The organism is Bradyrhizobium sp. Ken64 (assembly GCF_055807555.1).
This window is the reverse complement of record NZ_JBVVPA010000005.1, coordinates 314,556-336,498: the sequence shown is the minus strand read 5'-3', so window position 1 is coordinate 336,498 and position 21,943 is coordinate 314,556. Positions and strand designations below refer to the sequence as shown.

Genomic DNA, 21,943 nt, shown 5'->3' with positions numbered 1-21,943 from the left:
CTTACGGGCGCTTCGGAATGTTCAGCCCACGCTCGACCGCCGGACGCGCCAGCCCGCGTTCGAGCCAGGCGGCGACGGAATTGAACTGGCTGAACGCGACGAGATCGCCGGCGCCGTAGAAACCGATGAGGTTGCGCACCCAGCCGAGCATGGAGACGTCGGCGATGGTGTAATCGTCGTCCATGAACCATTGCCGGCCGGCAAGATGCATCTCCATCACCCCGAGCAGCCGCCTGGCCTCGCCCACGTAGCGCTCGAGCGGCCGCTTGTCCTCGAAATCCTTGCCGGCGAATTTGTGGAAAAAGCCGACCTGCCCGAACATCGGCCCGATGCCGCCCATCTGGAAATGCAGCCACTGAATGGTCTGATAACGGCGCGCGGCATCCTGCGGCAGCAGCTTGCCGGTCTTCTCCGCGAGGTATTGCAGGATCGCTCCGGATTCGAACAGCGGCAGCGGCCTGCCGCCGGGACCGTTGGGATCGAGGATCGCCGGGATCTTGCCGTTCGGATTAAGCGAGAGGAACTCCGGTGTCTTCTGGTCGTCCTTGCCGAAATCGACGAGATGGACTTCGTAGGGAAGCCCGATCTCTTCCAGCATGATCGAGACCTTGACGCCGTTCGGCGTCGGCAGCGAATAGAGCTGGAGCAGCTCCGGGTGCTTGGCCGGCCAGCGCTTGGTGACGGGAAAGGCGGACAGATCGGACATCAGGACCCCGGCTTCGTTCATGAGATGCCGCCTAGTTTAGGCAAGCGAACGAACGACGCAAGGTCGAGTGGTCAGATCATTTTCCCGTACAGGTCACAACGGCCGCAGCAAATGGTTGGTTGCGTGCATCACATCGCGCTGTGCGCGTTGCTCGATGAAGAGCTGGCCGGTGACGAGCAGTGCTCCGGTGAAGACGAGCGCAAGCATCGCGGTCGCGAACTGACTGGCATCCCTCATCGGACGAGCTTCTCCGTGTTAGGTTCGCACGGGGAACGCGGGCCGGCCGTCGTCTGTTCCTGCAAGCTTCAAATAAATTGCAGCTTTTTCCCGATGCTCGCACGCCGGCAGCCTCAATAATTGATCTCCATCCGCAAGCCCCGCGGGTCGGTCTCCTCCCCGCCGAACCGCTGCGTGCTGTCGCGTGCCGCGACCGCGCAGGCACAGGCGTCGATGAGATCGTCGCGGCCGATTCCGGTGCCGTGTCGCTGCGTCAGCCATTTCGGCAAGCGCGCGAAGCCGCGCTGCTCCAGGAGCGTGATACGCTGCTCGCGGCCCTCCGCCGATGTCTTCTTTGCAAGCCGGACCCGCCCAGCCAGATTCCAGAAAATCAATTCCGGATGCGCTTCACCGATGGTCGCCTGCCGCGTCGGCGTCATGATCGCGTCGACGTCCCCGATCTTGTCCCTGATGTTCCAGAGCTGCGCCGACACGCCCCTGCCCTTGCCCTCGCGCTCCCAGTAGTGACGGTTGGCTGCGGCCATGTCGGCAAAGCTCCAGAGGCCGCGGCGCGCGCCGAGAAACACGGCAGGACCGACCAGCTCGCGTGCGCGCAAATCGCAGACGCGATATCCGCTCCATTTCAATCCGATCGGCATGTCGATCATCGCCCGGGCATGCGGCAGCGCGAGCAGCCGCGCGAGACCCGGCGAATAATCGAAGCCGTGATCACCGCGATCGTCGATCCAGGCGGCGACCCAGCCGAAGCGGAATCCATCGAGGCCGAGATAGCTTGGCAAGTTCCTGATCCCTGACGGGCATCCGCCCGCTCCTCTATCCCAGCTCCTCGCCCCGATGCCGCTCGAACAGGCGCTGCGCCAACAACGCGTGGCCGAGCGTGCCGCCGGCGCGAACCGCCGCCGCAATCAGCGCGGCTTCCGCGATTTCTTCGCGCGTTACACCGGCCTTCGCCGCCTGCGCCGTGTGCACATCGAGGCAATAGGCGCATTGCGTGGTGAGCGCGACCGCGAGCGAGATCAGCTCGCGATATTTTGGCGGGATCAATCCGTCCTTGCGCTCGACCGCGTGGTTGAACGCAAGGAACGCGTTGGCCTCGACCGGCGCGAGCGCCACGAAGGCCGGGATGGATTTCAGATCGTCAGGGCTTTGTTAACAGGTCATGGCTCATCTCGTCAGATATTCGCGCAGCAGGGCGCGGGCGCGATGCAGACGTGCCTTTACGGCCTGCCGGGTCGCGCCGAGTGCGTCGGCGATTTCGTCGATGGTCATTTCCTTGACGTCGCGCATCAGAGCGACATCGCGGTAGTGCGGCGGCAGTGCCTCGAAGGCCGCCGCGACGTCGAGCCGCAAATCGGCTTCAGCACGCGACAGCAGCAGCGCCTCCGCCTCTCCGCCGTCGATCGCCGGCACGAGGCCTGCCTTGCGGGCGAGCCGCAGGCATTCGCGGCGGACCACGCTGAACAGCCAGGCCGAAAACGCCAGCCACGAGCGGATCGTGCCGACATGGCGAAACAGGATCCACAGCGCCTCCTGCGCCGCATCCTCGGCATCCGTCGAGCTGCGACAGGTGGCGCCGGCATAGCGACGGATGTTCGGCTGCGCCGTCTCGAGCAGAGACGCGATCGCCTGGGGATCGCCGAGGCGCGCGGCCTCGAACAGGTCCGGCGAGATCACAGTAGCGCTCACGACGCGCCTCCCCTTCCGATGCCGGCCATCGCGCACATCGGACAATAACCGACGAGGCCGGTCAGCGCGAAACCGGCACCGCCGAGCGCAACCAGCCACGCCGCGGCGCCGGTGAGGTACACGAATGCCGCGACGGCTACTGCCACGCCCAAGGCGATCCGCACGACCTGATGCAGGCCGACGATGTTCTTCCTGTAAAATGCCATCACATCCTCCGAGACGAGCCGAAGCAAAATGCCTCGACCCTCAAGAGAGGGCGCGACAGCCGGAAAGGATTCGCGGCGACCTGCAATTTTTTTCGCGATCAGCCTCCGAGAGCCTGATAGGCCAGACGCTTGAATTCGAAGAAGAAAGGATTCCAGAAGCCCATGTAGCGCTGCGTCATCAGCACACCGGCGGTATTCGCCTGCGGGCAGATCCACCAATGGGTGCCGGCAAGGCCGCCCCACTGGAATTCGCCGGTCGAATTCGGGGGATCGAACGGCATCGGCGCGAAGGTGACGGCGCCGCCGAGGCCAAAGCCCTTGCCGGGGATCGGGCCGAGATTGGCGAATCGGATGTTCTCGCCGGCGGGCAACTGGTTCGTCATCATCTGCCGCAACGTCTCCGGCTTCAGCAGAGCATCCGAGCCCGGGAGCAGCGCCCGTATCAAAGCGAGCATGTCGGGCAAGCTCGAGACCAGTCCACCGCCGCCCGACAGCCGCGGGAACTGCCGCCGATAGGCCTGCGGATAAGGCAGGTCGTCGGCCCGGGTGAGGCCGGGCTTCATGGGGTCGAGCACATCCGCGCCGTTGTAGAGTGCCACCAGCCTGCCCTGCTGCGCGTCCGGCACGTGGAAGCCGGTGTCGGTCATGCCGAGCGGCTCGAAGATGCGCGCCTTGAGGACGGCGTCGAGCGACTTGCCGGAGACGACCTCCACGACACGCCCGAGCACGTCGGTCGCGACCGAATATTCCCAGGACGCGCCGGGATGAAAGGACAGCGGCAGATCGGCGAGCTGGTCGATCATGCCGGTCAGCGGCGTCAACGGATTGAGAACCCGTGCCTCGTTATAGGCTTTGAACAACACCGTACCGGGATCAAAGACGCCGTAGCAGAGGCCGGAGGTATGAGTCAGAAGCTGCCGGATCGTGATCGGGCTCTTCGCCGGTTCGACGTCGGCAAGGCTCAAAGCGCCCGGCTTCAGAACCTTGCGATTGCCGAGTTGCGGCAGGAATTTCTCGACGACGTCATCGAGCCCGATGCGGCCTTCCTCGACCAGCAGCATGATCGCGCAGGTGACGAAGATCTTGGTGTTGGAGAACGCGCGAAAAATGTGATCGGGCCTCAGCGCGGTGCTCGCCTCGCGATCGGCAAAACCAACGCATTGCTGATCGACGACCTCGCGGCCGCGCAGCACCGCCCAGGATGCCCCCGGAATGATCTCCTGATCGACGTAACGCTGCATTGCCGTCCGCGTGGCGGAAAAATCAGGTGTTCTGGCGTCCATGTGCTTCCCCCAATGATGGTGGGATCGATATAGCGTGAATTCGCCGGATGAGAAGCCTGACCGGACGGCGCGGCTCATTCCTGCTTCATGAACGCAGTGACGTGCAGGCTGCGCCGAATCCACATCCCCTGCCGCTGGTACAGCGCGATGGCCGATGAGTTGCTCGAGAACACGTGCAGGAACGGAATTTCGCCGCGCGCCTCGATCTGGCGCGCGACCGCCGCGAGCAGCGCCTGCGCGTAGCCCCGGCCGCGATGGTCGGGGTGGACGCAGACGGCCGTCATCTCGACGAAGTTGCCCGGCTTCATGCGCTCGCCGGCCATCGCGACCAATTCGCCGCCCGCGCGGATGCCGAGGAACGTCCCGAGTTCGTGCGTGCGCCGCGCGAATGGACCGGGCTTCGTCAACTCCGTCAGCGCCATCATGGCGGGAACGTCGGCTGCACCCAGCCGGACGATCTCGGCATCGCGAAGCGGACTGTCGGCCGGAGAGCCGATCATCTGCTCGCAGGGTCCGGCCAGCACAACCTTGAAACCTGCGGGAACGTCGACGGCCTCCGGAGTGAACAGCGCGGCGACCTGCGAGCCCGACAGGAGATCACGGAGCGCGGCAAAGCTCGTCTCGGACATGTCGACCATGTCGGCAAAGGGCGTCACGTCGACCGGATAACGCAGCGCTCGCGGGCCACCTTCGGCCAGATGTTTGTGGCTGGTCGTCAGCGCGCTCCAGATCGGGCGATCCAGCAGCGTTGCGTCACCGTTGGACACCGGCCTAGTCCTTGTCGAAGCTGACGATGACGGCGGCATTGGCGATGAGGATGGGGTCGTTGCCCTGTTCCGCGGCCGAGGGGATCTCCAGCCCGCCCTTCACCGCGTTGACGGTGACAGTACCGTAAGGCAGCTCCTTGGCGACGGCTTCCTTGTCGACGGCTTCGGGATTCGGCACCGCAATTGTGACGTCCACGAACATGTCGTTCGCGGTCTTGTCGATCATCCGGAAGAAGCCGAGGCTCGAATGCCTGATGGCATCAGACACGGCACGCTTCGCCGCCTTGGTGGCGTCCCTGCCATGAACGTCGACGCCCATGCCCATCTCGGTGATACAGCGAACGCGGGTCATGTTCTTATTCCTGTGATTGGTTGGATGCTTGGGGAGTGTGGGCGATCGGACGGCACGAGACAAGTGAAGTCGTTCCTCTCGTGTCCCGGACGCGCTGCAACGCTTTGGCGTTGCTGCGCAGAGCCGGGACCCAGGAGGCGCAGAGTCCGCTGATGCATGGGCCCCGGCTCTGCAGCGCACCGCCGAAGGGGCGCTGCGCTGCGTCCGGGGCACGAGATCGCAGTTCTCACGCTTTTGCTTTCTCCCTCGCCCGCAGCTCCTCCACGAGCACCCGCACATTCTCCGAATAATCGATCGGGATCACGACCAGATGCACCCCGCCCTCCTTGAAGGCGGCATCCAGGGTCGGGGCAAAACTGTCGATGCTCTCGATCCGATGTCCCCTCGCTCCATAAGCCTTCGCGTACAGGACGAAATCGGGATTGCCAAAGGTCATGCCGAAATCGGCGAAGTGATCGACGGCCTGCTTCCAGCGGATCATGCCGTAGGCGTTGTCCTCGAGCACCAGAACGACCAGATTGAGCTTGAGCCGGACGGCGGTCTCCATCTCCTGGCTGTTCATCATGAAGCCGCCGTCGCCGGCAACCGCGAGCACGCGGCGCTCCGGATAGAGCATCGCGGCCATCATCGCCGACGGCAGCCCGGCGCCCATCGTCGCCAGCGCATTGTCGAGCAGCAGCGTGTTGGCGACGCGGGTGCGGTAGTTGCGCGCGAACCAGATCTTGTACATGCCGTTGTCGAGCGCGACGATGCCGTTCTCAGGAATGACCTGCCGGATATCGTGCACGATGCGTTGCGGCGTCGGCGGCCAGCGCGCTTCGGTGGCGCGGTCGGCGATCTGCGAGAGAATCTTTTCGCGCAGTTGCAGCAGCGCGGCGGCTTGCGGCAGCTTGCCTTCGAGCCGGTCGGCGAGCAGTTCCAGGCTGGGGCCGACGTCGCCAACGACCTCCGCATCGGGAAAATAGACCAGCTCGACGCTGGCCGGCGTGTAGCTGACGTGAATCACCTTCGGGCCCGACGGTCCCATGATGAAGGGCGGCTTCTCGATCGGGTCGTGACCGATCGCAACGATCAGGTCGGCGGCGTCGATCGCGTCATGAACGTAGTCGCGCTCGGACAGCGCGGCGGTGCCCATGTAGAGATTGGTGCCGCCGGGAACCGTGCCCTTTCCCATCTGCGTGGTGAAGAAGGGAATGCCGGTCCGCCGCACGAAGCTGGCGATGCCGTGGGTCGCGCGCGGCCGGCTGGTCGCAGCGCCCATCATCACCAGCGGATGCTTCGCGGCCAAGATCATCTCGGCGGCGCGGTCGAGCGCGGCGCGATGGGCGACCGGGATCTCGATCGGATGAACCGGGATCACCGGGACATCAGGCACTTCATCGCCCGCGATGTCCTCGGGCAGTTCGAGATGCACCGGCCCCGGCCGCTCTTCCATCGCCACGCGAAACGCGTCGCGGACCACCGTCGGGATGCTGGAGGCGCTGATGATCTGCCGCGACAGTTTCGTCAGCGGCTTCATGGTGGCGACCACATCGACGATCTGGAAACGCGCCTGCCGGCTGCTCATGATCGGCTTCTGGCCGGTGATCAAGATCATCGGCATCGCGCCAAGATGCGCATACGCCGCGCCCGTCGACAGATTGAGCGCACCCGGGCCGAGCGTCGAAAGACATACTCCGGGCTTGCCGGTCAGCCGCCCGTGCGTCGCGGCCATGAAGGCGGCGGCCTGCTCGTGGCGGGTCAGGATCAGTTCGATTTTGGAGGTGCGCAGCGATTCCACCAGATCGAGGTTCTCCTCGCCGGGCACACCGAAGATGCGGTCTACACCTTCGTTCTCCAGCGCGGCGACGAACAGGTCGGATCCTTTTACTTTGCGTTCCTGCCCACTCATGTCGCCTCCCGGTCACAATGTCGGCTCCCGTGTTCCACGGCAGCCGGCGCATGGTAACGGTCCGCGGCGCGGGCACAACTCACAAAGAGGCGCGCAACTGCATCATCCCCGTGGCGACAACGCTTGTCCCCTCCGTGTCCTTGCCGCGTGCGCTGTGCTATTGCTCGGGCGATGACTCCCAAAACCTTCGAGACCCGCTGCCTGCGCCTGCCGGCCGTCACCAAGGTGGTGCAGTGGGAGGGCACCTCCGTGTTCAAGGTCGGCGGCAAGATGTTCGCGCTCGGCGGCGGCTTTGCCGCGCGCTCCGGCGGCTACATGTTCAAGGTCTCGAACATGGCCTACGCCATGCTGATCGAGCACGGCCTTGCGCGGCCGGCGCCCTATCTGGCGCGCGCCAAATGGGTGCAGCTCGTCGGCAACAACGCACTGTCAGACGCTGAGCTCACGAGCTATCTGGCGCAGGCGCACGCGCTGATCGTGGCGAAACTCACGCGGAAGTCCCGCAAGGCGCTGGGCCTGGACTGAAGCGCAGTCGCTGCTGAAGCGAAAGCCTGCGCTGATTGACTTCGATGATATGCCTGACTAAAGTCAGATACATCATGCTCGACCCGGTTTCCCGCGTCCGCCGCTTCAATCGTGCCGTCACGTCCGCGGTCGGCGCACTCGACACGTCATTCCTCGGACGCGGGCGGCCGCTGGGGGCGGCGCGCGTGCTCAACGCAATCGGGCACGGACGTTCGGACGTGGCCGAGATTCGCGACTATCTCGGCCTCGATTCCGGCCTGATGAGTCGCCTGCTCCGCAGCCTCGAGGACGAAGGGCTGGTCGAGACCAATGCGCATGAGGACGATGCGCGCCGCCGCGTGGCGACATTGACGCGTGCGGGCCGGCGCGAGTTCGCGGCCTACGAGGCGCTGTCGAACACGCAGGCCGGGGGCTTCCTCGCCCAGCACTCGCAACGCGAGGCGCTGCTGGCGGCGATGGATTTGATTGCCTCCGCATTGACGCGCGAACGCGTCACACTGGACGAGATGGATCCGCGGAGCGAACAGGCCCGTTATTGCCTCGGCGAATATTATGGCGAGCTCGGCCGCCGCTTCAAGCAGGGCTTTGACGTCTCGCTGTCGCGCGATCCCGACGCCAAGGATATGCGCCGCCCGCGCGGCACGTTCATCGTCGCGATCTCGGACACGCTGCCGGTCGGCTGCGTCGGGCTGAAGGGCACGGATCACGGCTATGCCGAGATCAAGCGGCTGTGGGTCGCACCGGCGGCGCGCGGATTGCGGCTCGGCCGGCGCCTGATGGACGCGACCGAGGATGCCGCGCGCGGGCTCGGCGTCAAGCTGCTGCGGCTCGACACCAACAGCGCCCTGGCGGAGGCCGGCCAGCTTTACCGACGAAGCGGCTGGACCGAGATCCCCCGCTTCAATGACGATCCCTACCCGGACCTGTTCTTCGAAAAACGTCTGTGAGCGCAGGCGCCGATTGCCCTGTTGCCGCGTTATGGCGGGAGCCGCAGGAGCAACGCCATGATCAGATCCGATCTCGCCGACGTCTACCGCAACTACATCGCCTGCCTGAACCGGCAGGATTGGCCCGCGCTCGGACAGTTCGTCCACGATGACGTCGTGCACAATGCGCGACCGTTCGGACTGTCCGGCTATCGTGCCATGCTGGAGCAGGATTTTCGGTCAATTCCGGATCTGCATTTCGAAATCGAACTGCTGGTCTGCGATCCGCCCCACATCGCCGCCCGGCTGAAGTTTGATTGCACGCCGGCTGGAAAGTTTCTGGGCCTGGATGTGAACGGCAGGCGCGTGTCCTTCTGCGAAAACGTGTTCTATCAATTTCGCGACGGAAAAATATGGCAAGTATGGTCCATCATCGACAAGCCCGCGATCGAGGCGCAGCTCTAGCGTTGCGCCTCGACGAACCTGCTTACGCCGCTGCCGGCGCCAACTCCGCTCGCGGCTTCGGGAACGGCTTGAAATTCATCGCCATCAGGAAGGCGCCGAGGCCCATCGCCCAGGAGGCGATATAGAGCCAGGCGTAGCTCGAGAACGCATCGTAGATCAGGCCGCCGGCGAGCGGGCCCGTGGCCATGCCGAGGCTGCCGGCCATGGCGGTGCCGCCGATCACCGTGCCCATCATCTTGAGCGGGAAATTTTCGCGGATCAGCACCGCGTAGAGCGGCATGGTGCCGGCATAGATGAAGCCGAAGACGGCCCCGACGGCGTAGAACGTCGCAAGCTGGTGCGCGAAGACATAGGCGAGCGCGCCGAACGCCTGCAACAGCAGGCCCGAGACGAGCACGCGCTTGGCGCCGAAGCGGTCACCCATCAGGCCGAAGGCGATGCGTCCGCCAAGGCCGGCAAAACCCTCGATGCTGTAGATCGTCACCGCCGCGACCAGCGGGATGCCGCAGCTCACGGCATAGGAGACGGTGTGAATGATCGGACCGGAATGGGTGGCGCAGCAGAAGAAATTGGTCGCGAGCAGGATCAGGAATTGCGGCGAGCGCAGCGCCTCTCCCATCGACATCTCACCTTGCACGGCGCCCTCGCCCGCAGGCGCGGCGACGGCGTGCGCGAGCGCCGGCGGGCGGCGCACCAGGAATGAGACCGGGATCATGATGGCGCCGACCACCAGCGCCACAATCTGCATCGAGGTGCGCCAGTCATGGCCGGAGACGAGCCAGGCCGCGAGCGGCGCCATCGTCATCGGCGCCATGCCCATGCCGGCCGACACCAGCGAGACCGCGAGGCTGCGATGGGTGTCGAACCAGCCGGTCACGGTCGCCATCATCGGCGCGAAGATCGCGGCACAGGACGCCCCGACCAGAAGGCCGAAGACGAACTGAAACGCCAGCAGCGAGGTGGCGTGGCTCGCCGCGAACAGGCTCACGGTCAGCACCGTCGATCCCGTCAGCACCACCAGCCGCGGCCCGAACCGGTCCGTCAGCGTGCCCCAGACCATGCTGGTGCAGGCCATCGCCAGAAAGCCGATCGTCATCGCGCTGGAGATGCCGGTCACGGACCAGCCGGTATCCTTTGCGATCGGCTGCAGGAACACCGGCAGCGAAAACATACCGCCGATGGCGACGCAGCCGAGCAAGCCGCCCGCGGCGACGATCACCCAGCGATAGGAGGAAGAGTTCATTTTTGGTCTCCCGTCAGGTCTGTCTGGGTGGAAGACGAATGGGAACTCCGGCGGCCGACATTGGCAATGGACGAGACCGCAAGATTTTTCCGCCCCCGAAACAAAAAACGCGAAAACAACCCCATGCACAGTAGCGGGGGTCAGCTTATTCAAGGACTTACCAACGGCCGACAATGTCAGAACGCGATTTGACTCGTCGGGCAAAACACCTGCACAATGTCATCATCCCGAAAACGCGATCGCATCCCGCTGAAGGCGCCTGCCAGCTACGCATGGCTATGCGTCGAACAGCGCGTTCACATCACCCTCAGTGAGGCCCGAGGCGATCCCGCCATCGCGATCGAACAAGCCGTCGGCGAGCGCGCGCTTTCTGGCTTTGAGCTCGTCCATCTTTTCCTCGATCGTCCCGGCGGCCACCAGCCTGTAAACGAAGACGGCCTTGTCTTGTCCGATCCGATAGGCCCGATCGATCGCCTGTTCCTCGACAGCGGGATTCCACCATGGATCGAAAATGACGACGGTGTCGGCGGCGGTCAGATTGAGGCCGACGCCGCCTGCCTTCAGGCTGACCAGGAATATCTCGGCAGCGCCGTCCTGAAAGGATTCGATCGCGGTCTTTCGGTCCCTGGTTTGACCGGTGAGAATGCTGTAGCGCAGGCCTGCCGTCTCGACGCGCTGCCGGATCAGATCGAGCATGGACGTGAATTGCGAGAAAATGATGATCTTGCGCCCCTCGCTGAGCAGCTCCCCCACCATGTCGATCAAGCGATCGAGCTTGGCCGACGGCCGTTCGACGCCGTCGTTCAGTTTCAGCAAGGCCGGATCGCAACAGGCCTGCCGCATGCGAAGCAGGGCTTCGAGCACCACGATGTGACTCTTGGCGAGGCCGCGTTTTGCGATGGCCTCGCGCACCTTGCGCGACATCGTGAGCCGTATCGAATCGTAGAGATCGCGCTGCGGCCCTTCCAGCGCGATGGTCTCAACGATTTCGCTCTTGGCGGGCAAGTCCGTAGCGACCTCCGTCTTGGTACGGCGCAGCAAAAACGGCTTGACCCGCTGCGCCAACGCCGCAGTCCGCGCCTTGTCGGCGCGCTTTTCGATCGGCGTGCGCCACTGGCGCGAAAAGGCCGCCTTGTCGCCGAGAAAGCCGGGGTTGACGAAGCTCATGATCGACCAGAGTTCGCCGAGATGATTTTCCATCGGCGTGCCCGTGAGACAGAAGCGATGCTGCGCCTTGGTCTCGCGCAGAAATCGCGTGGTCGCGGCATCCGGATTCTTGACCGTCTGCGCCTCGTCCAGCACCGCGATATGCCACTCCCGCGCCAGCAGAATTTCGCGATCCCGCGCAATCAGCGGATAAGTGGTCAGAACCAGATCGTGCTCTGCGATGGCAGGAAATCTGTGCTTGCGATCTGCCCCGTGCAGAACGAGAACCTTCAGCTCCGGCGCGAACTTCTGCGCTTCGGCGGACCAGTTCGTCATCAGGCTGGTCGGCGCGACGACCAGCACGGGATTGGCGAGGTGACCGCGCGCTTTCTCGAGCGCGATCAAGGCCAGGATCTGGACGGTCTTGCCGAGCCCCATGTCGTCGGCGAGGATTCCGCCCAACCCGCTCTCGCGGAGCAGATCGAGCCATGCCACACCCTGAGCCTGATAGGGCCGAAGCGTGGCGCGAAAGGTCGGCGGCAGTTCGGGCGGGGTCAACCCTCGCGCCTGGAGCAGGCCTCCGAGGTGGCGAAGACTGTCGGCTCCCCGAAAGGCGAAGCGCTCGTTCTCGACGCCGAGCAGCGGAACGACGTCCGCGCGCGACAGTCTGATCCTCCTGGAGGCGTCCTCGAAAGCGCCGCTCATATGCAGGCCATGCAACGCCAGCACGAGCGGCAGGAAGCGATCCGCAGCCAGCGCGACGTGCCGGCCGTCGGCCAGAGGCAGAAGGAAACGCTCGCCCTTGTCCGCGAGTGCCGTCAACGATTCGGGGCTGAAGCCGGGTGCGGAAACCAGCGCCGCCAGCAGCGGCGCGAGATCGCGCCGCTCGCCTTCGATCTCGATGCCGAGTGACAGCTCGAACCAGTCGATGCCACTGGACTCGAACTCAGCGTCAAAATCGCCCGACGACTCCGCCAGCCGGAACGGAAAATCGTCGTCGACCAGGATCTCGAACCCCTCGGACCGCAATTGCTCCCCATGCAGCGCGAGAAAGTCGAGCCAGCCGTGCTGGTCGCGCAGCGTCAGGTCCATGGCATGGCGGTAATCGAGCATCGGAAGCACCGACCTTGCCTCGATGAGCCCCGCGTCGGCGAGGCGCTTGCGCGCTTGCCTCTCCTTCGGCTGACGGCGGGCGATCGCATAGACCTGCCCGCCCTGGAACAGTTCCAGCCGGCTTGCCCGCTGGCTCGGATCGATGTCGAACCCACCGTAGCGGAAGCCCAGGCTGGCCACGCCGGCAGGACCTGAGGCTTCGTTCTTGTTGCGATAGTAATAATAGCTTGCACCGACATGACCCAGCTTCAGCCTCAGCACGGGACGCGGATCCTCGTCGATGAGCACTGCGGCGGCCGGCGGCACCGGCAGCAGGCCGTGATGAAGCTCGGGCAGCCTCTGGCTCAGACGGCGCGACACTTCTTCGAGTTGGGCGCGGGGAATGGAGGGCGCAGCGAGGAACTGGCAGGCGAGCCGAGGCGGCAGGCCGAGTTGGACGGGCCCGATGACCCCGCTGGCTTCATCGACATAGACCGGCGGTTCGGCGTTCAACGCGACCGCTCCCGATACGACGAGGGTCGGTGCAACACCCTTGCCGCGCCCTGGCTGCCATTCAATCCGGCCTTCCCGCGCTTCGCCCCAGCTCAGCGGCGCGCCCTTGTGGTCAAGCCAGAACGCGCGTCCGGTCGCGACAATTCGGCGCAACAGCTCTTCCGAATACGGCCCCTGAGTGTAGTAGTTGCGCAACCGGCGCGATATCTCCGTCACGATATCGATGTCGACGTCACGGAAATATTTTGGCGCCCGGTCCGGCTTGAATTCGTACGGACTGGGACTGCTGTAGTTCTGGGCGTAAATTCCGCCCTTGCGGAGTTGGACCGATCGCAGGGACACCGCGGCCAGAGGCACCGGGTCATCCGAGGCCTCCAGGCAATACAGCAATCGCGGGCTCTCGTCCGCGGCATAATCGCTGCTCCTTACCGCCCGGCCCACATTGTCGATCCAGCTGTTCACTTCGACGCCGAGGACCGGCGGAGCCGAAGTCGCTTGCGCGTTGACGGGCTTGGCTGCCTGCGGGGTCGGCACAGTAGCCAGTTTCGACGGCTCGGTGTCGCTCAGCGCTTCAAGCAGGGTCGCCGCGACATGCTTGCAGTTGAGGGCCATCGGACAACTGCAATCGCCATCGATGCCGACGAGCCTGCCGCGGTCGAACGTTAATTCGATGTCGACGCGATAATTTCTGGACTCGCTGCCTCGCACCTGGGAACCGACGTGGGTCAGGTCGTCGCTGACGTCCAGCGCAGAGACCCGGCCATGCGCCTGATAGGCGTGTGCCTTCTCCATCGCCGAGCGGCTGAAATAAGTATAGATTTCTTTTTGCTTGAGGACGTCCGAGAGCACTTGCAGCGATTCCGCGACCCAGCTTTCCGGCTTGTAGCATAACCATTTGGGCCGGAGAGTTGTAGTCGCGAAATCCGCTTCGCCCCGGCTTCGTCCGGATCGTTCATAGACCGGGAGGGCAGCGGGCCGCTAAACGCGCTTGGCGTGCTGCCGCCACTCGCCGACCGTGAGCCAGATTGCCGAGACCAGAAAGTAGAGCGCACCGACGGCAGCATAGCCCGCGACATTCGCGATCGAAGGAACCTCGGGCATCGTCGCCTGAAAGATGAAGAAGCCGCCTGCAAGCGCCGACTGGCCACCGCTGAGCACCATGGCCCATTGCGCGCCAAAACTCCGCCAGCGGCGAATGGCCGTCCCCAACTGCAGCAGTCCGGACACAATCGCCCATGCCCCGAAGCTTCCGAGCACCCGGTTCATGCTCATCTGCAAGGTCACAAGCACCGCAACGGTGGTCGCCAGGCTGACCACAACGTTCAGAGCCTGCGTGCGGCTTTGAGCGAGAGCGCCGCTACGAACCGCGTCCGCGAAATTGGCTGCGGCGTCCCATGCGGGATAGAGGACGAGCAAGGCGGCGGCGATCACTGGAGAAGAAGCCCCGGCGGCAAACGCAGCAGCGACCCAGGCAACCGAGAATGCCGCTCGCACGAAGTAGTATTGCTTCAGCCATCGCTCGCGATCGGCACGAACCGGATCCAGTTGATATTGCGCCATTGCATCTTTCCTATACCTACTAGTTGGTAGTTTTCTTGCACGCAGCGAAACCGACTTCGCTCCAGCCCGCTTGTGGACCGTCGCCATCGTCTCGCTGATATCTCTCAGTGCTTGTTGGCCAGCCGGTCCAGCAGCGGGGTGGTGATCACACCGAACATTTTTGGATCGCCATAGGCACGCGCCGACAGCATTGCGCCGTGAATGGTCGCCATGAATCCTTCGGCCTCGACGCGGGCTGTGCCGGAGAGTTTGAGTTGCCCTTTCCGCTTGCCGCGCTCCATGACGGCCGTCAGCCAGGACGCCAGGGAGCGGAAGTGCGCACGGACTTCGAGCGCGACCTCCTCCGGCAAAATGGGGAGCTCGCTGGCCAGCAGCGCGCACACGCAGAACGGCGCCGTCGCATCATTGATGCACGCCTTCCAGTACGCGACATAGTTTTCGAGCTGGGCGCGCGGATCAGGGACATTGCGCTCGAGCGCGGACAGTCCCGCCTCGGCCTCTGCGCGGTAGCGCGACACGAGGGTGCGGACCAGGTCGACCTTGCTGGCGAAATGGTGGTGGATGCTCGGCTTGCGGATGCCGACCACCTCGGCCACGTCGGCGTAGCTGAAACCATTATAGCCGCCCGCGATGATCAAGCTGCGCGCGCAGGCCAGGATATCGTCGGCAGTCGAGGAAACGTTGGTCATGGCTCTTAGCTACCTTCCAGTTGGTAGGGAGTCAAGAACGAGATGCTTCAACCATCCGTGAGTGGTAGGAGCCTGCATGACCATTCGCCCGATCGTCCGCTATCCCGACCGCCGCCTCGCGATGCCGGCCCGCCCCGTCACCGCGTTCGACGATGCGCTCCGCGAGCTTGCGAACGATCTGCTCGATACGATGCGCGCCGCGCCCGGCATCGGCATCACGGCGCCGCATATCGGCGTACCCATGCGCGTCGTCGTGCTCGAGCTCGACGCCAGGGAAGGTGCGCAGACCTATGTCAATCCGGAGATCGAATGGGCCTCACCCGAGATGATTCTGCATCGCGAAGGCAGCGTCTCGATGCCTGGCGTCAACGGCGACATCCAACGCCACGCCCGCGTGCGGATCAACTATCAGGATCTCGGCGGCGAGATGCACACTGAAGAATCGGAAGCCTTGCGTGCCGTCTGCCATCAGCACGAGATCGACCAGCTCGATGGGATGTTCTGGATCCAGCGGCTGTCGCGGCTGAAGCGGGAGCGGCTGGTGAAGAAATTCGAGAAGATGTCGCGCGAGTGAGCGGGCCAGCAGAGATCAGGCTTGTGTGAAATCGCGCCGGCTGCTCGATGTGGCGAAATCAAACCAGCCTGATATGATTGGAACGGTCGGCCCCGTCGGGAGGGAGACGAATGACATATTCAGGTCGTTGCGCCTGCGGCGCGGTTTGCTACACCATTGCGTCCGCGCCGATCCGCGGCTTCCAATGTCAGTGCAGCGACTGTCAGCGCGATACCGGCAGCGGCCACAGCTCCATCTTCGTGTTCGCGCGCAGCGCAGTCTCGGTGACAGGCGAGGTGCGCGAAATCGCACGCATTGCCGACAGCGGCGCAGTCAAGCGCAAGGGGTTCTGTCCGAACTGCGGCTCGCCGATCTACAACAAGCCGGACGAGAAGCCGGAGTTCATCGGCATCTATGTCGGCACGCTTGACGATGCCAGCACGTTCAAGCCGTCCGTCGTGCTGTTCTGCTCGCGCGGATATGCCTGGGATCACCTCGATCGCGAGATTCCCAAACTCCCGGAATGGCACCCGGGATCGCGCTGATTTCTTGCAGATTGGGGGACAGCCAATGGCGATGAGCTTCGAGCTATCGATGCTGGCCGCCGCAATCATCTGGGGCTTCGTACAGCTTGTCGCCGCCGCGCAAGCCGCGAACCTGCAGTACGGCCTCAGATGGGCTGCGAGCCCGCGCGACACCGAGATGCCGCCGCTCAAGCCTATCCCCGGCCGGCTCAACCGAAATTTCCGCAACTACATGGAGACGTTTCCATTCTTTGCCGCCGCGATCCTCATCTCTCACGCCGCAGGCGTTCACAATGAGCTGACTTATTGGGGATCGATCGCCTATCTTGGCGGACGCATCTCCTACACCGCGCTTTACTTATCCGGCATACCGCTCGTCCGCTCGCTGTTCTGGAATATCGCCAGCTTTGGCATGCTTGCTGTCTTGGCAGCGCCTTTCGTGCCTCACTGAAGCGGCGCGATGCTACGTGGCCTTTGCCGCGATGCCTTCACGCCCGCTTCCCGCTCCGCTTGGTCATCGGAGCATTCCGACGCTCGCGTTTGCCGCGCGCGATCTCCGTCGCCAGCGCATCCAGCTTCGGCTCCCAGAAATTGCGGAACTGACCGACCCATGCATCCACCGCTTGAAGCCCCGCAGCATCGACCGAATAGAGCCGCCGTTGCGCCTCCGCGCGAACCGTTGCGAAGCCGCTCTCGCGCAGCACCTTGAGGTGCTGCGACACGGCGGCCTGCGTGATCCCGAACTCGGCTCCGATCACTTCGACGACCTCGCCGGACGCCATCTCGCCGGGCGCAAGCAGCTCGAGGATGCGACGGCGGACGGGGTCGGCGAGGACCTCGAAGATTTGCATCAGCTTCCTGTGCCCGGATGCGCGACGTCGGGCGGCGGCTCGCCGCGATAGAAAGCGATGGTACGGTCCGACCGCTGTTTCGCGGAGGCAGGATCCACGCCACTTGCGACATGCGCCGCGCGCCAATACTCGCCGCTACTGGTCATGAATTCCTTGCCCGCGGGAGAGCCCATCCATGCCTCGGCCGTCTCATGGTCGACCGATGCCCCGGTCGCAACATATCGCTCCAGCCCCGCAATGGCGAGATCCCAACCGATCCCGACCGCCCCTGGACCGAACTGCTCCCAATGATCCTCGATCATCGCGGTGTGCTCAAGCGTCAACCGCGCCTGGCTTCGTTCTGCCGTCAGCTTGACATCGATCCAGCTCATCGCGCCGCCGAATTCCCAGGTCGCCGCAAAATGGGTCGGCGGCGTGCACGCCGTGATGGTGCCGCCGGCATTCCCCTTGAGCTGGTACTTTCCACCGATCTGGAAATCTCCCTCGACCGGCAAGAACCAGCGCGGAATGCGTTGCTGGCTGGTCACTGCGTCCCAGAGATCGTCGACGCTGGTCTCGTAAAGCCGCGTCAGTGTCACCGCACTGGCCGCTTTCCCGTCCTTCTCGAAATCCCTCACCGAACGCGTAACCAGCCCCAACACTCGTGCGACGTCGATCTCCATGGCGCTGCTCCTTGTCGTGTGCAAGGATCAATATCGACCCGCACTAATATAAGTCAAGCCTTATATTAATGGGGTATTCGATGTCTGGATTCGAGGGCGCTATTTCAGTGGCAGAAAGAGGTCCGCGACCGTCTCGTGCTCCGGCACCTCAGGGAAGAAGCTCAGCCGCTGGCAATAGATCGGGAAGTCGCGGGCTTCCTCGCCGCTGGCCGGAAGCCAGTCGCGATAAAGATAGCGCGCGGCCGGCTCGAGATTGTCGGTGTAGCCGACGACGCGCAGCACCGCGCAACGTCCGCCGGGAATCTCGCCGATCTTGATCTCTTCACCGTTCGCCGCGATCGGCTGGTCGGTCCCGACGCAGAGGTCGATGCTGTAATCAGCGGGCGATGCGGGCCGCCGCTCGGAGCGCCAGACCGTGAAGGTCGGGCTTGTGCTGGGGTGCAGGTGAGATGCCCTGCGCCACGCGATGAACCGCCGGATCGTGTCACCAAGTGTCTCAGAGCTGCCCCGATGCTCCATGATCGCCACCTTGGTGGGTTGCACATCGCGGATCGTCACGTCGTCGGTGATAAACGTCGTCTGCATGAGCTTGCTCCTGGCGTTGTCGAGAGGCCCGAAGGCCGCAAGCCACGGCTCCCAGTCGGGAGACTTCCGGAACGACGACGGCGATTGCCCGAACCGTTGCCGAAAGGCACGTGCGAAGGCATCAGGGGCCTCGTAGCCGGCATCCATCGCGATCTCCGTGACATCAAGGGCCTCCATGTAGGCCAGCTGATGCGAAGCGCGCTTCATGCGGGCCAGCTGGACATAACGATGCACTGATAGTCCGAAGGTCGCCGAGAACTGCCGGTGGAAATGAAACTTCGAGAAGGCCGCAACAGCACTCACCGTGTCCAGATCCAGATCGCCGTCGAGATGCCGGTCGATATGGTCCAGCACCCGTCGCATCCGGTCCCGATAGCTTTGCAGCGCCGCCTTCATCGTCCCTCCTCCGTGGCGGCTCCATCTAGTCGCTAACGGCCATGACTTGCTCGACCGATCTTGCGGTTTGGCACGGATCGACCCTGACCGTCACTGTTCGCGCGGAACGAAGCGACAGCCCTCCTACGTGTTCAATGTTTGAAGCAATGCTCGCGGTGCCACTTAAAAAAATGCGGATGAGGCCGATCTGATAGTCGCTTTGGCTCATGCGCGCGGCCAGTCTTGTTGATTACCGCTCGGACTCCGTCCAGATCGTTTGTCTGGCGCGAGATCAGTATTTTCAGATCATCCGCCAAGCTGATCAAGCCACGATCGAACATCCAATGAGCGGTACCGGACAGAGCGATGCCATTGCTCACGATGTCCGGCCCATCTGCCTCCACAGACCGTATATGCGCCGCCGCGACCTCTGCGCGCCCCATTCCGTTTATGAGCTTCAGCCCGGTAATGGCGCAACGTTCGTCGTAGGCGCGCAATACAATGCGACGAAAAACCCGATCGCGCAAAATTCTCGATACCGTAAGACTGACACGATCCCGCTGCTGCTCGAATTTGAAGGGCGCCTGCTCTTTTTCGCCGAATTGAGATTGAACATCAGCATCAACGCGCGGCAGCATCGGCGCAGTCTCCGCGAATCCAAGCTCGAATATTCGATTGAAATCGTCGGGTGAGATTGCGCGGACCGCAGACTGAGCACGCCCTGAAATTCGTCCCTGCGCGTTCAGCACGCCCCGTTCCACTAAACCGGTCGGCCCGTTGAAAGCCACCGGATTGGCAAAATCGAGGTAACTTCCGGGTTCCATCAGAGCAAGATATATCCCCGAAGTACCGGGGTCGGGAATAACCTGCTGAACGCGAGCAATCGCAAAGTAGCCGCGCGTCTCAGCGACCTTCCTTGGTTCGTAATAGATAATCCAATCGCCGATGCAGGCTTCGACGCGGCTGAGATACTGACCGGGAAATTGGTACTGCTCAGCTGGGCTGTCATCGTAAATCGAGTCCAATCGATGGATGAATACCCCAAATCCCATGACCTAAGCGGCGCTGCCTCTCCAGGAAATACCCGATGCTGGACGAATAGCAGTCACAACCCTACTCCCACTCGATTGTTCTGAAGCACGATAACGCACTGATCTGTCGAGGCCAACCTTTCCGCCGCCGACCTGCCGCGCCTCAGTCGCGCACCACCGACAGTCCCGCAAGAAGCGGCGCGTACGCGGCGAGCCTGCGGGATACGAACTCGGTGAACAGCCGCACGCGCTTGGTCTTGCGTGTCTCGCCCTGCGTGAGGAGCCAGACCGTTCCGTACATGTGCAACTCGGTGCCCGGCACCCTCACCAGCAGCGGGTCGGCATCGCCGACGAAGCACGGCAGTGTCGTAATGCCCAGCCCTTGCCGGACAGCAGCGATCTGCGCCCCGGCGTCTGAGGTCCTGAATGGAACGCCCGCGGTGCGAACCTCACCCGCGCTGGCCCAGTCCGGGATGCCGTGAATGCTGATGACGATCCAGCGGAAGGGATCAGGCGCGCCGGCACGCCACGCGGCCAGCCGATCCCTGGACGTGTAGACGGCGCCGAACAGCTCCGGTCCCTTCACGCCGTGAAGATTGAGCGGCAGGGTCTTGCGGTCGTAGACGACGCGGATCGCGACGTCGGCCTCCCGGTTGGTCAAATTGACCAGCTCGCCGAACGACAGGATATCCATCTCGATGTCCGGATGCAGACGCGCGAAGTCGGCGAAATCAGGCATTAGCAAATGTGTCGCGAGCGGCGGCGCCAGCGTCACCCGCAGACGCCCGCGCACGCTCTGATCGCGCCCGAACACGCGCGTCTCCAGCTGGTGCGACGAGGCTTCCATCTGGTCCGCGAATTCGAGGACCTCCTCGCCCGCAGCCGTCAGGCGGTAGCCCGAAGGCAGCTTTTCGAACATCTGGACCCCGAGGCGTTCCTCGAGCTGGGCGATGCGCCGCAGCACGGTCGCATGGTTCACACCGAGCTGCTCGGCCGCAGCCCGCACCGAGCCTCCGCGCGCGACGGCCAGAAAATAGCGAACGTCATCCCAGTCGATCATGGTGCAATCCCGCACCGCGCGGTGCGCCTTTCAAGCCCTCCGGATGCCTCGTACAGCAGTACGGACAGTCATCATAGCCCGTTCCGGCAGGCGCAGCCCTTCCCAACGGCAGACACCGGCCGTCGCGGCTGGCGTCGATCGTGCAGCCGGATCGATTTCGCACCACCGATGTGCGCGCTTCCGCACTCAACGCCTGACGCCGGCGGACCTATGTCGGGGACGTCGGGGGCAGATGCTGTCCCGGCACCACGACAGGAGAAATCATGGGAAAGCTTGACGGCAAGGTTGCAGTCATCACGGGTGGCGCGACCGGCATCGGCCGCGCTGCGGCAAAGCGCTTCATCGAAGACGGCGCCTTCGTCTTCATCTTCGGCCGCCGACAGCAAGCGCTCGACGCAGCTGTTGCCGCCCTCGGATCCAATGCCCGCGCGGTGAAGGGCTCGGTCTCGGATGAGGACGACCTCGACCGGCTCTACGCGGCGGTGAAGGCCGAACGCGGTACCCTTGACATCGTCTTCGCCAATGCCGGAGCGGGAAGCCAGCTTGCGCTCGGCAAGATCACCGCCGCGCACATCGACGAAACCTTCGACACCAACGTGAAGGGGACGATCTTCACGGTGCAGAAGGCGCTACCGCTGATGCGCCGGGGCGGTTCGATCGTCCTGACCGGGTCGAGCGCCGGCACCACGGGCGCCCCGGCCATGAGCGCCTACAGCGCGAGCAAGGCGGCGGTGCGCAACCTCGCGCGGACCTGGGCGGAGGACCTGAAAGGCAGCGGCATCCGGGTCAACGTGCTGTCGCCCGGGGCGACTGCGACCGAACTCGCGAAGGAAGCGCTCGGCGAGGAGGGACAGAAGGTGTTCGCCGCGATGACTCCGCTGCAGCGCATGGCCGATCCCTCGGAGATCGGGGCCGTGGCTGCCTTTCTCGCCTCGTCGGACAGCAGCTTCATGACCGCCAGCGAAGTCGCCGTCGACGGCGGCCTGGCGCAACTCTGATCCCGGCGCGGTCCCGC

General features: G+C 64.0%; 26 protein-coding genes. 7 read left to right on the top strand and 19 right to left on the bottom strand.

Features of this window, described 5'->3' with window-relative positions:
• Nucleotide 1: 1 nt before the first annotated feature.
• From AC0L2F_RS11965 to AC0L2F_RS11920, 10 genes are all read right to left on the bottom strand, one after another.
• Nucleotides 2-706 carry a glutathione S-transferase family protein gene (locus AC0L2F_RS11965; RefSeq protein WP_473248524.1) on the bottom strand — a complete coding sequence of 235 codons (705 nt, stop codon included), beginning with the start codon at nt 704-706 and terminating at the stop codon, nt 2-4.
• A 93-nt stretch (nt 707-799) separates the two neighbouring features.
• Nucleotides 800-943: a hypothetical protein gene (locus AC0L2F_RS11960; protein ID WP_007609210.1), complete on the bottom strand. Its 144-nt coding sequence runs from the start codon at nt 941-943 to the stop codon at nt 800-802.
• A gap of 113 nt (nt 944-1,056) precedes the next feature.
• Complete coding sequence (locus tag AC0L2F_RS11955) at nt 1,057-1,722, bottom strand: DUF429 domain-containing protein (RefSeq protein ID WP_473248489.1); 666 nt, start codon at nt 1,720-1,722, stop codon at nt 1,057-1,059.
• Between the two features lie 34 nt (nt 1,723-1,756).
• Nucleotides 1,757-2,056, bottom strand: a complete 300-nt coding sequence (locus AC0L2F_RS11950) for a carboxymuconolactone decarboxylase family protein (RefSeq protein WP_473248488.1) — start codon at nt 2,054-2,056, stop codon at nt 1,757-1,759.
• Between the two features lie 51 nt (nt 2,057-2,107).
• Complete coding sequence (locus AC0L2F_RS11945) at nt 2,108-2,629, bottom strand: RNA polymerase sigma factor (protein WP_473248487.1); 522 nt, start codon at nt 2,627-2,629, stop codon at nt 2,108-2,110.
• Nucleotides 2,626-2,835: a YgaP family membrane protein gene (locus tag AC0L2F_RS11940; protein WP_473248486.1), complete on the bottom strand. Its 210-nt coding sequence runs from the start codon at nt 2,833-2,835 to the stop codon at nt 2,626-2,628. The genes AC0L2F_RS11945 and AC0L2F_RS11940 overlap by 4 nt, the downstream gene beginning before the upstream one ends.
• Nucleotides 2,836-2,933: 98 nt before the next feature.
• The gene (locus AC0L2F_RS11935) at nt 2,934-4,118 is read right to left on the bottom strand and encodes a serine hydrolase domain-containing protein (RefSeq protein WP_473248485.1); all 1,185 of its coding nucleotides are present in this window, start codon (nt 4,116-4,118) and stop codon (nt 2,934-2,936) included.
• 74 nt (nt 4,119-4,192) lie between these two features.
• Entirely contained in the window at nt 4,193-4,924 is a 732-nt protein-coding gene (locus AC0L2F_RS11930; protein ID WP_156526705.1) for a GNAT family N-acetyltransferase, read from the bottom strand.
• Nucleotides 4,890-5,237 (bottom strand): Lin0512 family protein, encoded by a 348-nt coding sequence (locus AC0L2F_RS11925; RefSeq protein WP_007609201.1) that lies wholly within the window; start codon nt 5,235-5,237, stop codon nt 4,890-4,892. The genes AC0L2F_RS11930 and AC0L2F_RS11925 overlap by 35 nt, the downstream gene beginning before the upstream one ends.
• A gap of 226 nt (nt 5,238-5,463) precedes the next feature.
• Complete coding sequence (locus tag AC0L2F_RS11920; RefSeq protein ID WP_473248484.1) at nt 5,464-7,128, bottom strand: acetolactate synthase large subunit; 1,665 nt, start codon at nt 7,126-7,128, stop codon at nt 5,464-5,466.
• Between the two features lie 171 nt (nt 7,129-7,299).
• Here AC0L2F_RS11920 and AC0L2F_RS11915 point away from each other — a divergent pair, with 171 nt between their 5' ends.
• From AC0L2F_RS11915 to AC0L2F_RS11905, 3 genes are all read left to right on the top strand, one after another.
• Nucleotides 7,300-7,653: an MmcQ/YjbR family DNA-binding protein gene (locus AC0L2F_RS11915; protein ID WP_063992742.1), complete on the top strand. Its 354-nt coding sequence runs from the start codon at nt 7,300-7,302 to the stop codon at nt 7,651-7,653.
• Between the two features lie 74 nt (nt 7,654-7,727).
• A complete protein-coding gene (locus AC0L2F_RS11910) occupies nt 7,728-8,600 on the top strand; it encodes a bifunctional helix-turn-helix transcriptional regulator/GNAT family N-acetyltransferase (RefSeq protein WP_063992743.1) in 873 nt (290 codons plus the stop codon).
• 57 nt (nt 8,601-8,657) lie between these two features.
• Complete coding sequence (locus AC0L2F_RS11905) at nt 8,658-9,044, top strand: ester cyclase (RefSeq protein WP_473248483.1); 387 nt, start codon at nt 8,658-8,660, stop codon at nt 9,042-9,044.
• 22 nt (nt 9,045-9,066) lie between these two features.
• On the opposite strand, the gene AC0L2F_RS11900 is transcribed toward AC0L2F_RS11905, so the two are convergent.
• From AC0L2F_RS11900 to AC0L2F_RS11885, 4 genes are all read right to left on the bottom strand, one after another.
• A complete protein-coding gene (locus tag AC0L2F_RS11900; protein WP_473248482.1) occupies nt 9,067-10,287 on the bottom strand; it encodes an MFS transporter in 1,221 nt (406 codons plus the stop codon).
• 276 nt (nt 10,288-10,563) lie between these two features.
• Nucleotides 10,564-13,887, bottom strand: coding sequence for a DEAD/DEAH box helicase (locus AC0L2F_RS11895; protein WP_473248481.1), 3,324 nt, complete (start codon nt 13,885-13,887; stop codon nt 10,564-10,566).
• A gap of 129 nt (nt 13,888-14,016) precedes the next feature.
• Nucleotides 14,017-14,598, bottom strand: a complete 582-nt coding sequence (locus AC0L2F_RS11890; protein ID WP_473248480.1) for a DUF308 domain-containing protein — start codon at nt 14,596-14,598, stop codon at nt 14,017-14,019.
• A gap of 104 nt (nt 14,599-14,702) precedes the next feature.
• Nucleotides 14,703-15,287 carry a TetR/AcrR family transcriptional regulator gene (locus AC0L2F_RS11885; protein WP_473248479.1) on the bottom strand — a complete coding sequence of 195 codons (585 nt, stop codon included), beginning with the start codon at nt 15,285-15,287 and terminating at the stop codon, nt 14,703-14,705.
• 76 nt (nt 15,288-15,363) lie between these two features.
• On the opposite strand from AC0L2F_RS11885, the gene AC0L2F_RS11880 reads away from it, so the two are divergent.
• The 3 genes from AC0L2F_RS11880 to AC0L2F_RS11870 all read left to right on the top strand — a co-directional run bounded on the left by AC0L2F_RS11880 (nt 15,364) and on the right by AC0L2F_RS11870 (nt 16,815).
• Nucleotides 15,364-15,861: a peptide deformylase gene (locus AC0L2F_RS11880; protein WP_473248478.1), complete on the top strand. Its 498-nt coding sequence runs from the start codon at nt 15,364-15,366 to the stop codon at nt 15,859-15,861.
• A gap of 110 nt (nt 15,862-15,971) precedes the next feature.
• The gene (locus tag AC0L2F_RS11875) at nt 15,972-16,385 is read left to right on the top strand and encodes a GFA family protein (RefSeq protein ID WP_473248477.1); all 414 of its coding nucleotides are present in this window, start codon (nt 15,972-15,974) and stop codon (nt 16,383-16,385) included.
• A 25-nt stretch (nt 16,386-16,410) separates the two neighbouring features.
• Nucleotides 16,411-16,815 (top strand): MAPEG family protein, encoded by a 405-nt coding sequence (locus AC0L2F_RS11870; protein WP_473248476.1) that lies wholly within the window; start codon nt 16,411-16,413, stop codon nt 16,813-16,815.
• Between the two features lie 37 nt (nt 16,816-16,852).
• Here AC0L2F_RS11870 and AC0L2F_RS11865 read toward each other — a convergent pair whose 3' ends face one another.
• From AC0L2F_RS11865 to AC0L2F_RS11845, 5 genes are all read right to left on the bottom strand, one after another.
• Entirely contained in the window at nt 16,853-17,215 is a 363-nt protein-coding gene (locus AC0L2F_RS11865) for an ArsR/SmtB family transcription factor (RefSeq protein ID WP_007609182.1), read from the bottom strand.
• Nucleotides 17,215-17,877: an SRPBCC family protein gene (locus AC0L2F_RS11860; protein ID WP_473248475.1), complete on the bottom strand. Its 663-nt coding sequence runs from the start codon at nt 17,875-17,877 to the stop codon at nt 17,215-17,217. The genes AC0L2F_RS11865 and AC0L2F_RS11860 overlap by 1 nt, the downstream gene beginning before the upstream one ends.
• 99 nt (nt 17,878-17,976) lie before the next feature.
• A complete protein-coding gene (locus tag AC0L2F_RS11855) occupies nt 17,977-18,858 on the bottom strand; it encodes an AraC family transcriptional regulator (RefSeq protein ID WP_473248474.1) in 882 nt (293 codons plus the stop codon).
• Nucleotides 18,859-18,989: 131 nt separating this feature from the next.
• Nucleotides 18,990-19,889, bottom strand: coding sequence for an HNH endonuclease (locus tag AC0L2F_RS11850; RefSeq protein WP_473248473.1), 900 nt, complete (start codon nt 19,887-19,889; stop codon nt 18,990-18,992).
• Nucleotides 19,890-20,031: 142 nt separating this feature from the next.
• Nucleotides 20,032-20,928 carry a LysR family transcriptional regulator gene (locus AC0L2F_RS11845; RefSeq protein WP_473248472.1) on the bottom strand — a complete coding sequence of 299 codons (897 nt, stop codon included), beginning with the start codon at nt 20,926-20,928 and terminating at the stop codon, nt 20,032-20,034.
• A gap of 263 nt (nt 20,929-21,191) precedes the next feature.
• On the opposite strand from AC0L2F_RS11845, the gene AC0L2F_RS11840 reads away from it, so the two are divergent.
• Complete coding sequence (locus AC0L2F_RS11840; protein ID WP_473248471.1) at nt 21,192-21,926, top strand: SDR family NAD(P)-dependent oxidoreductase; 735 nt, start codon at nt 21,192-21,194, stop codon at nt 21,924-21,926.
• Nucleotides 21,927-21,943: the final 17 nt, after the last annotated feature.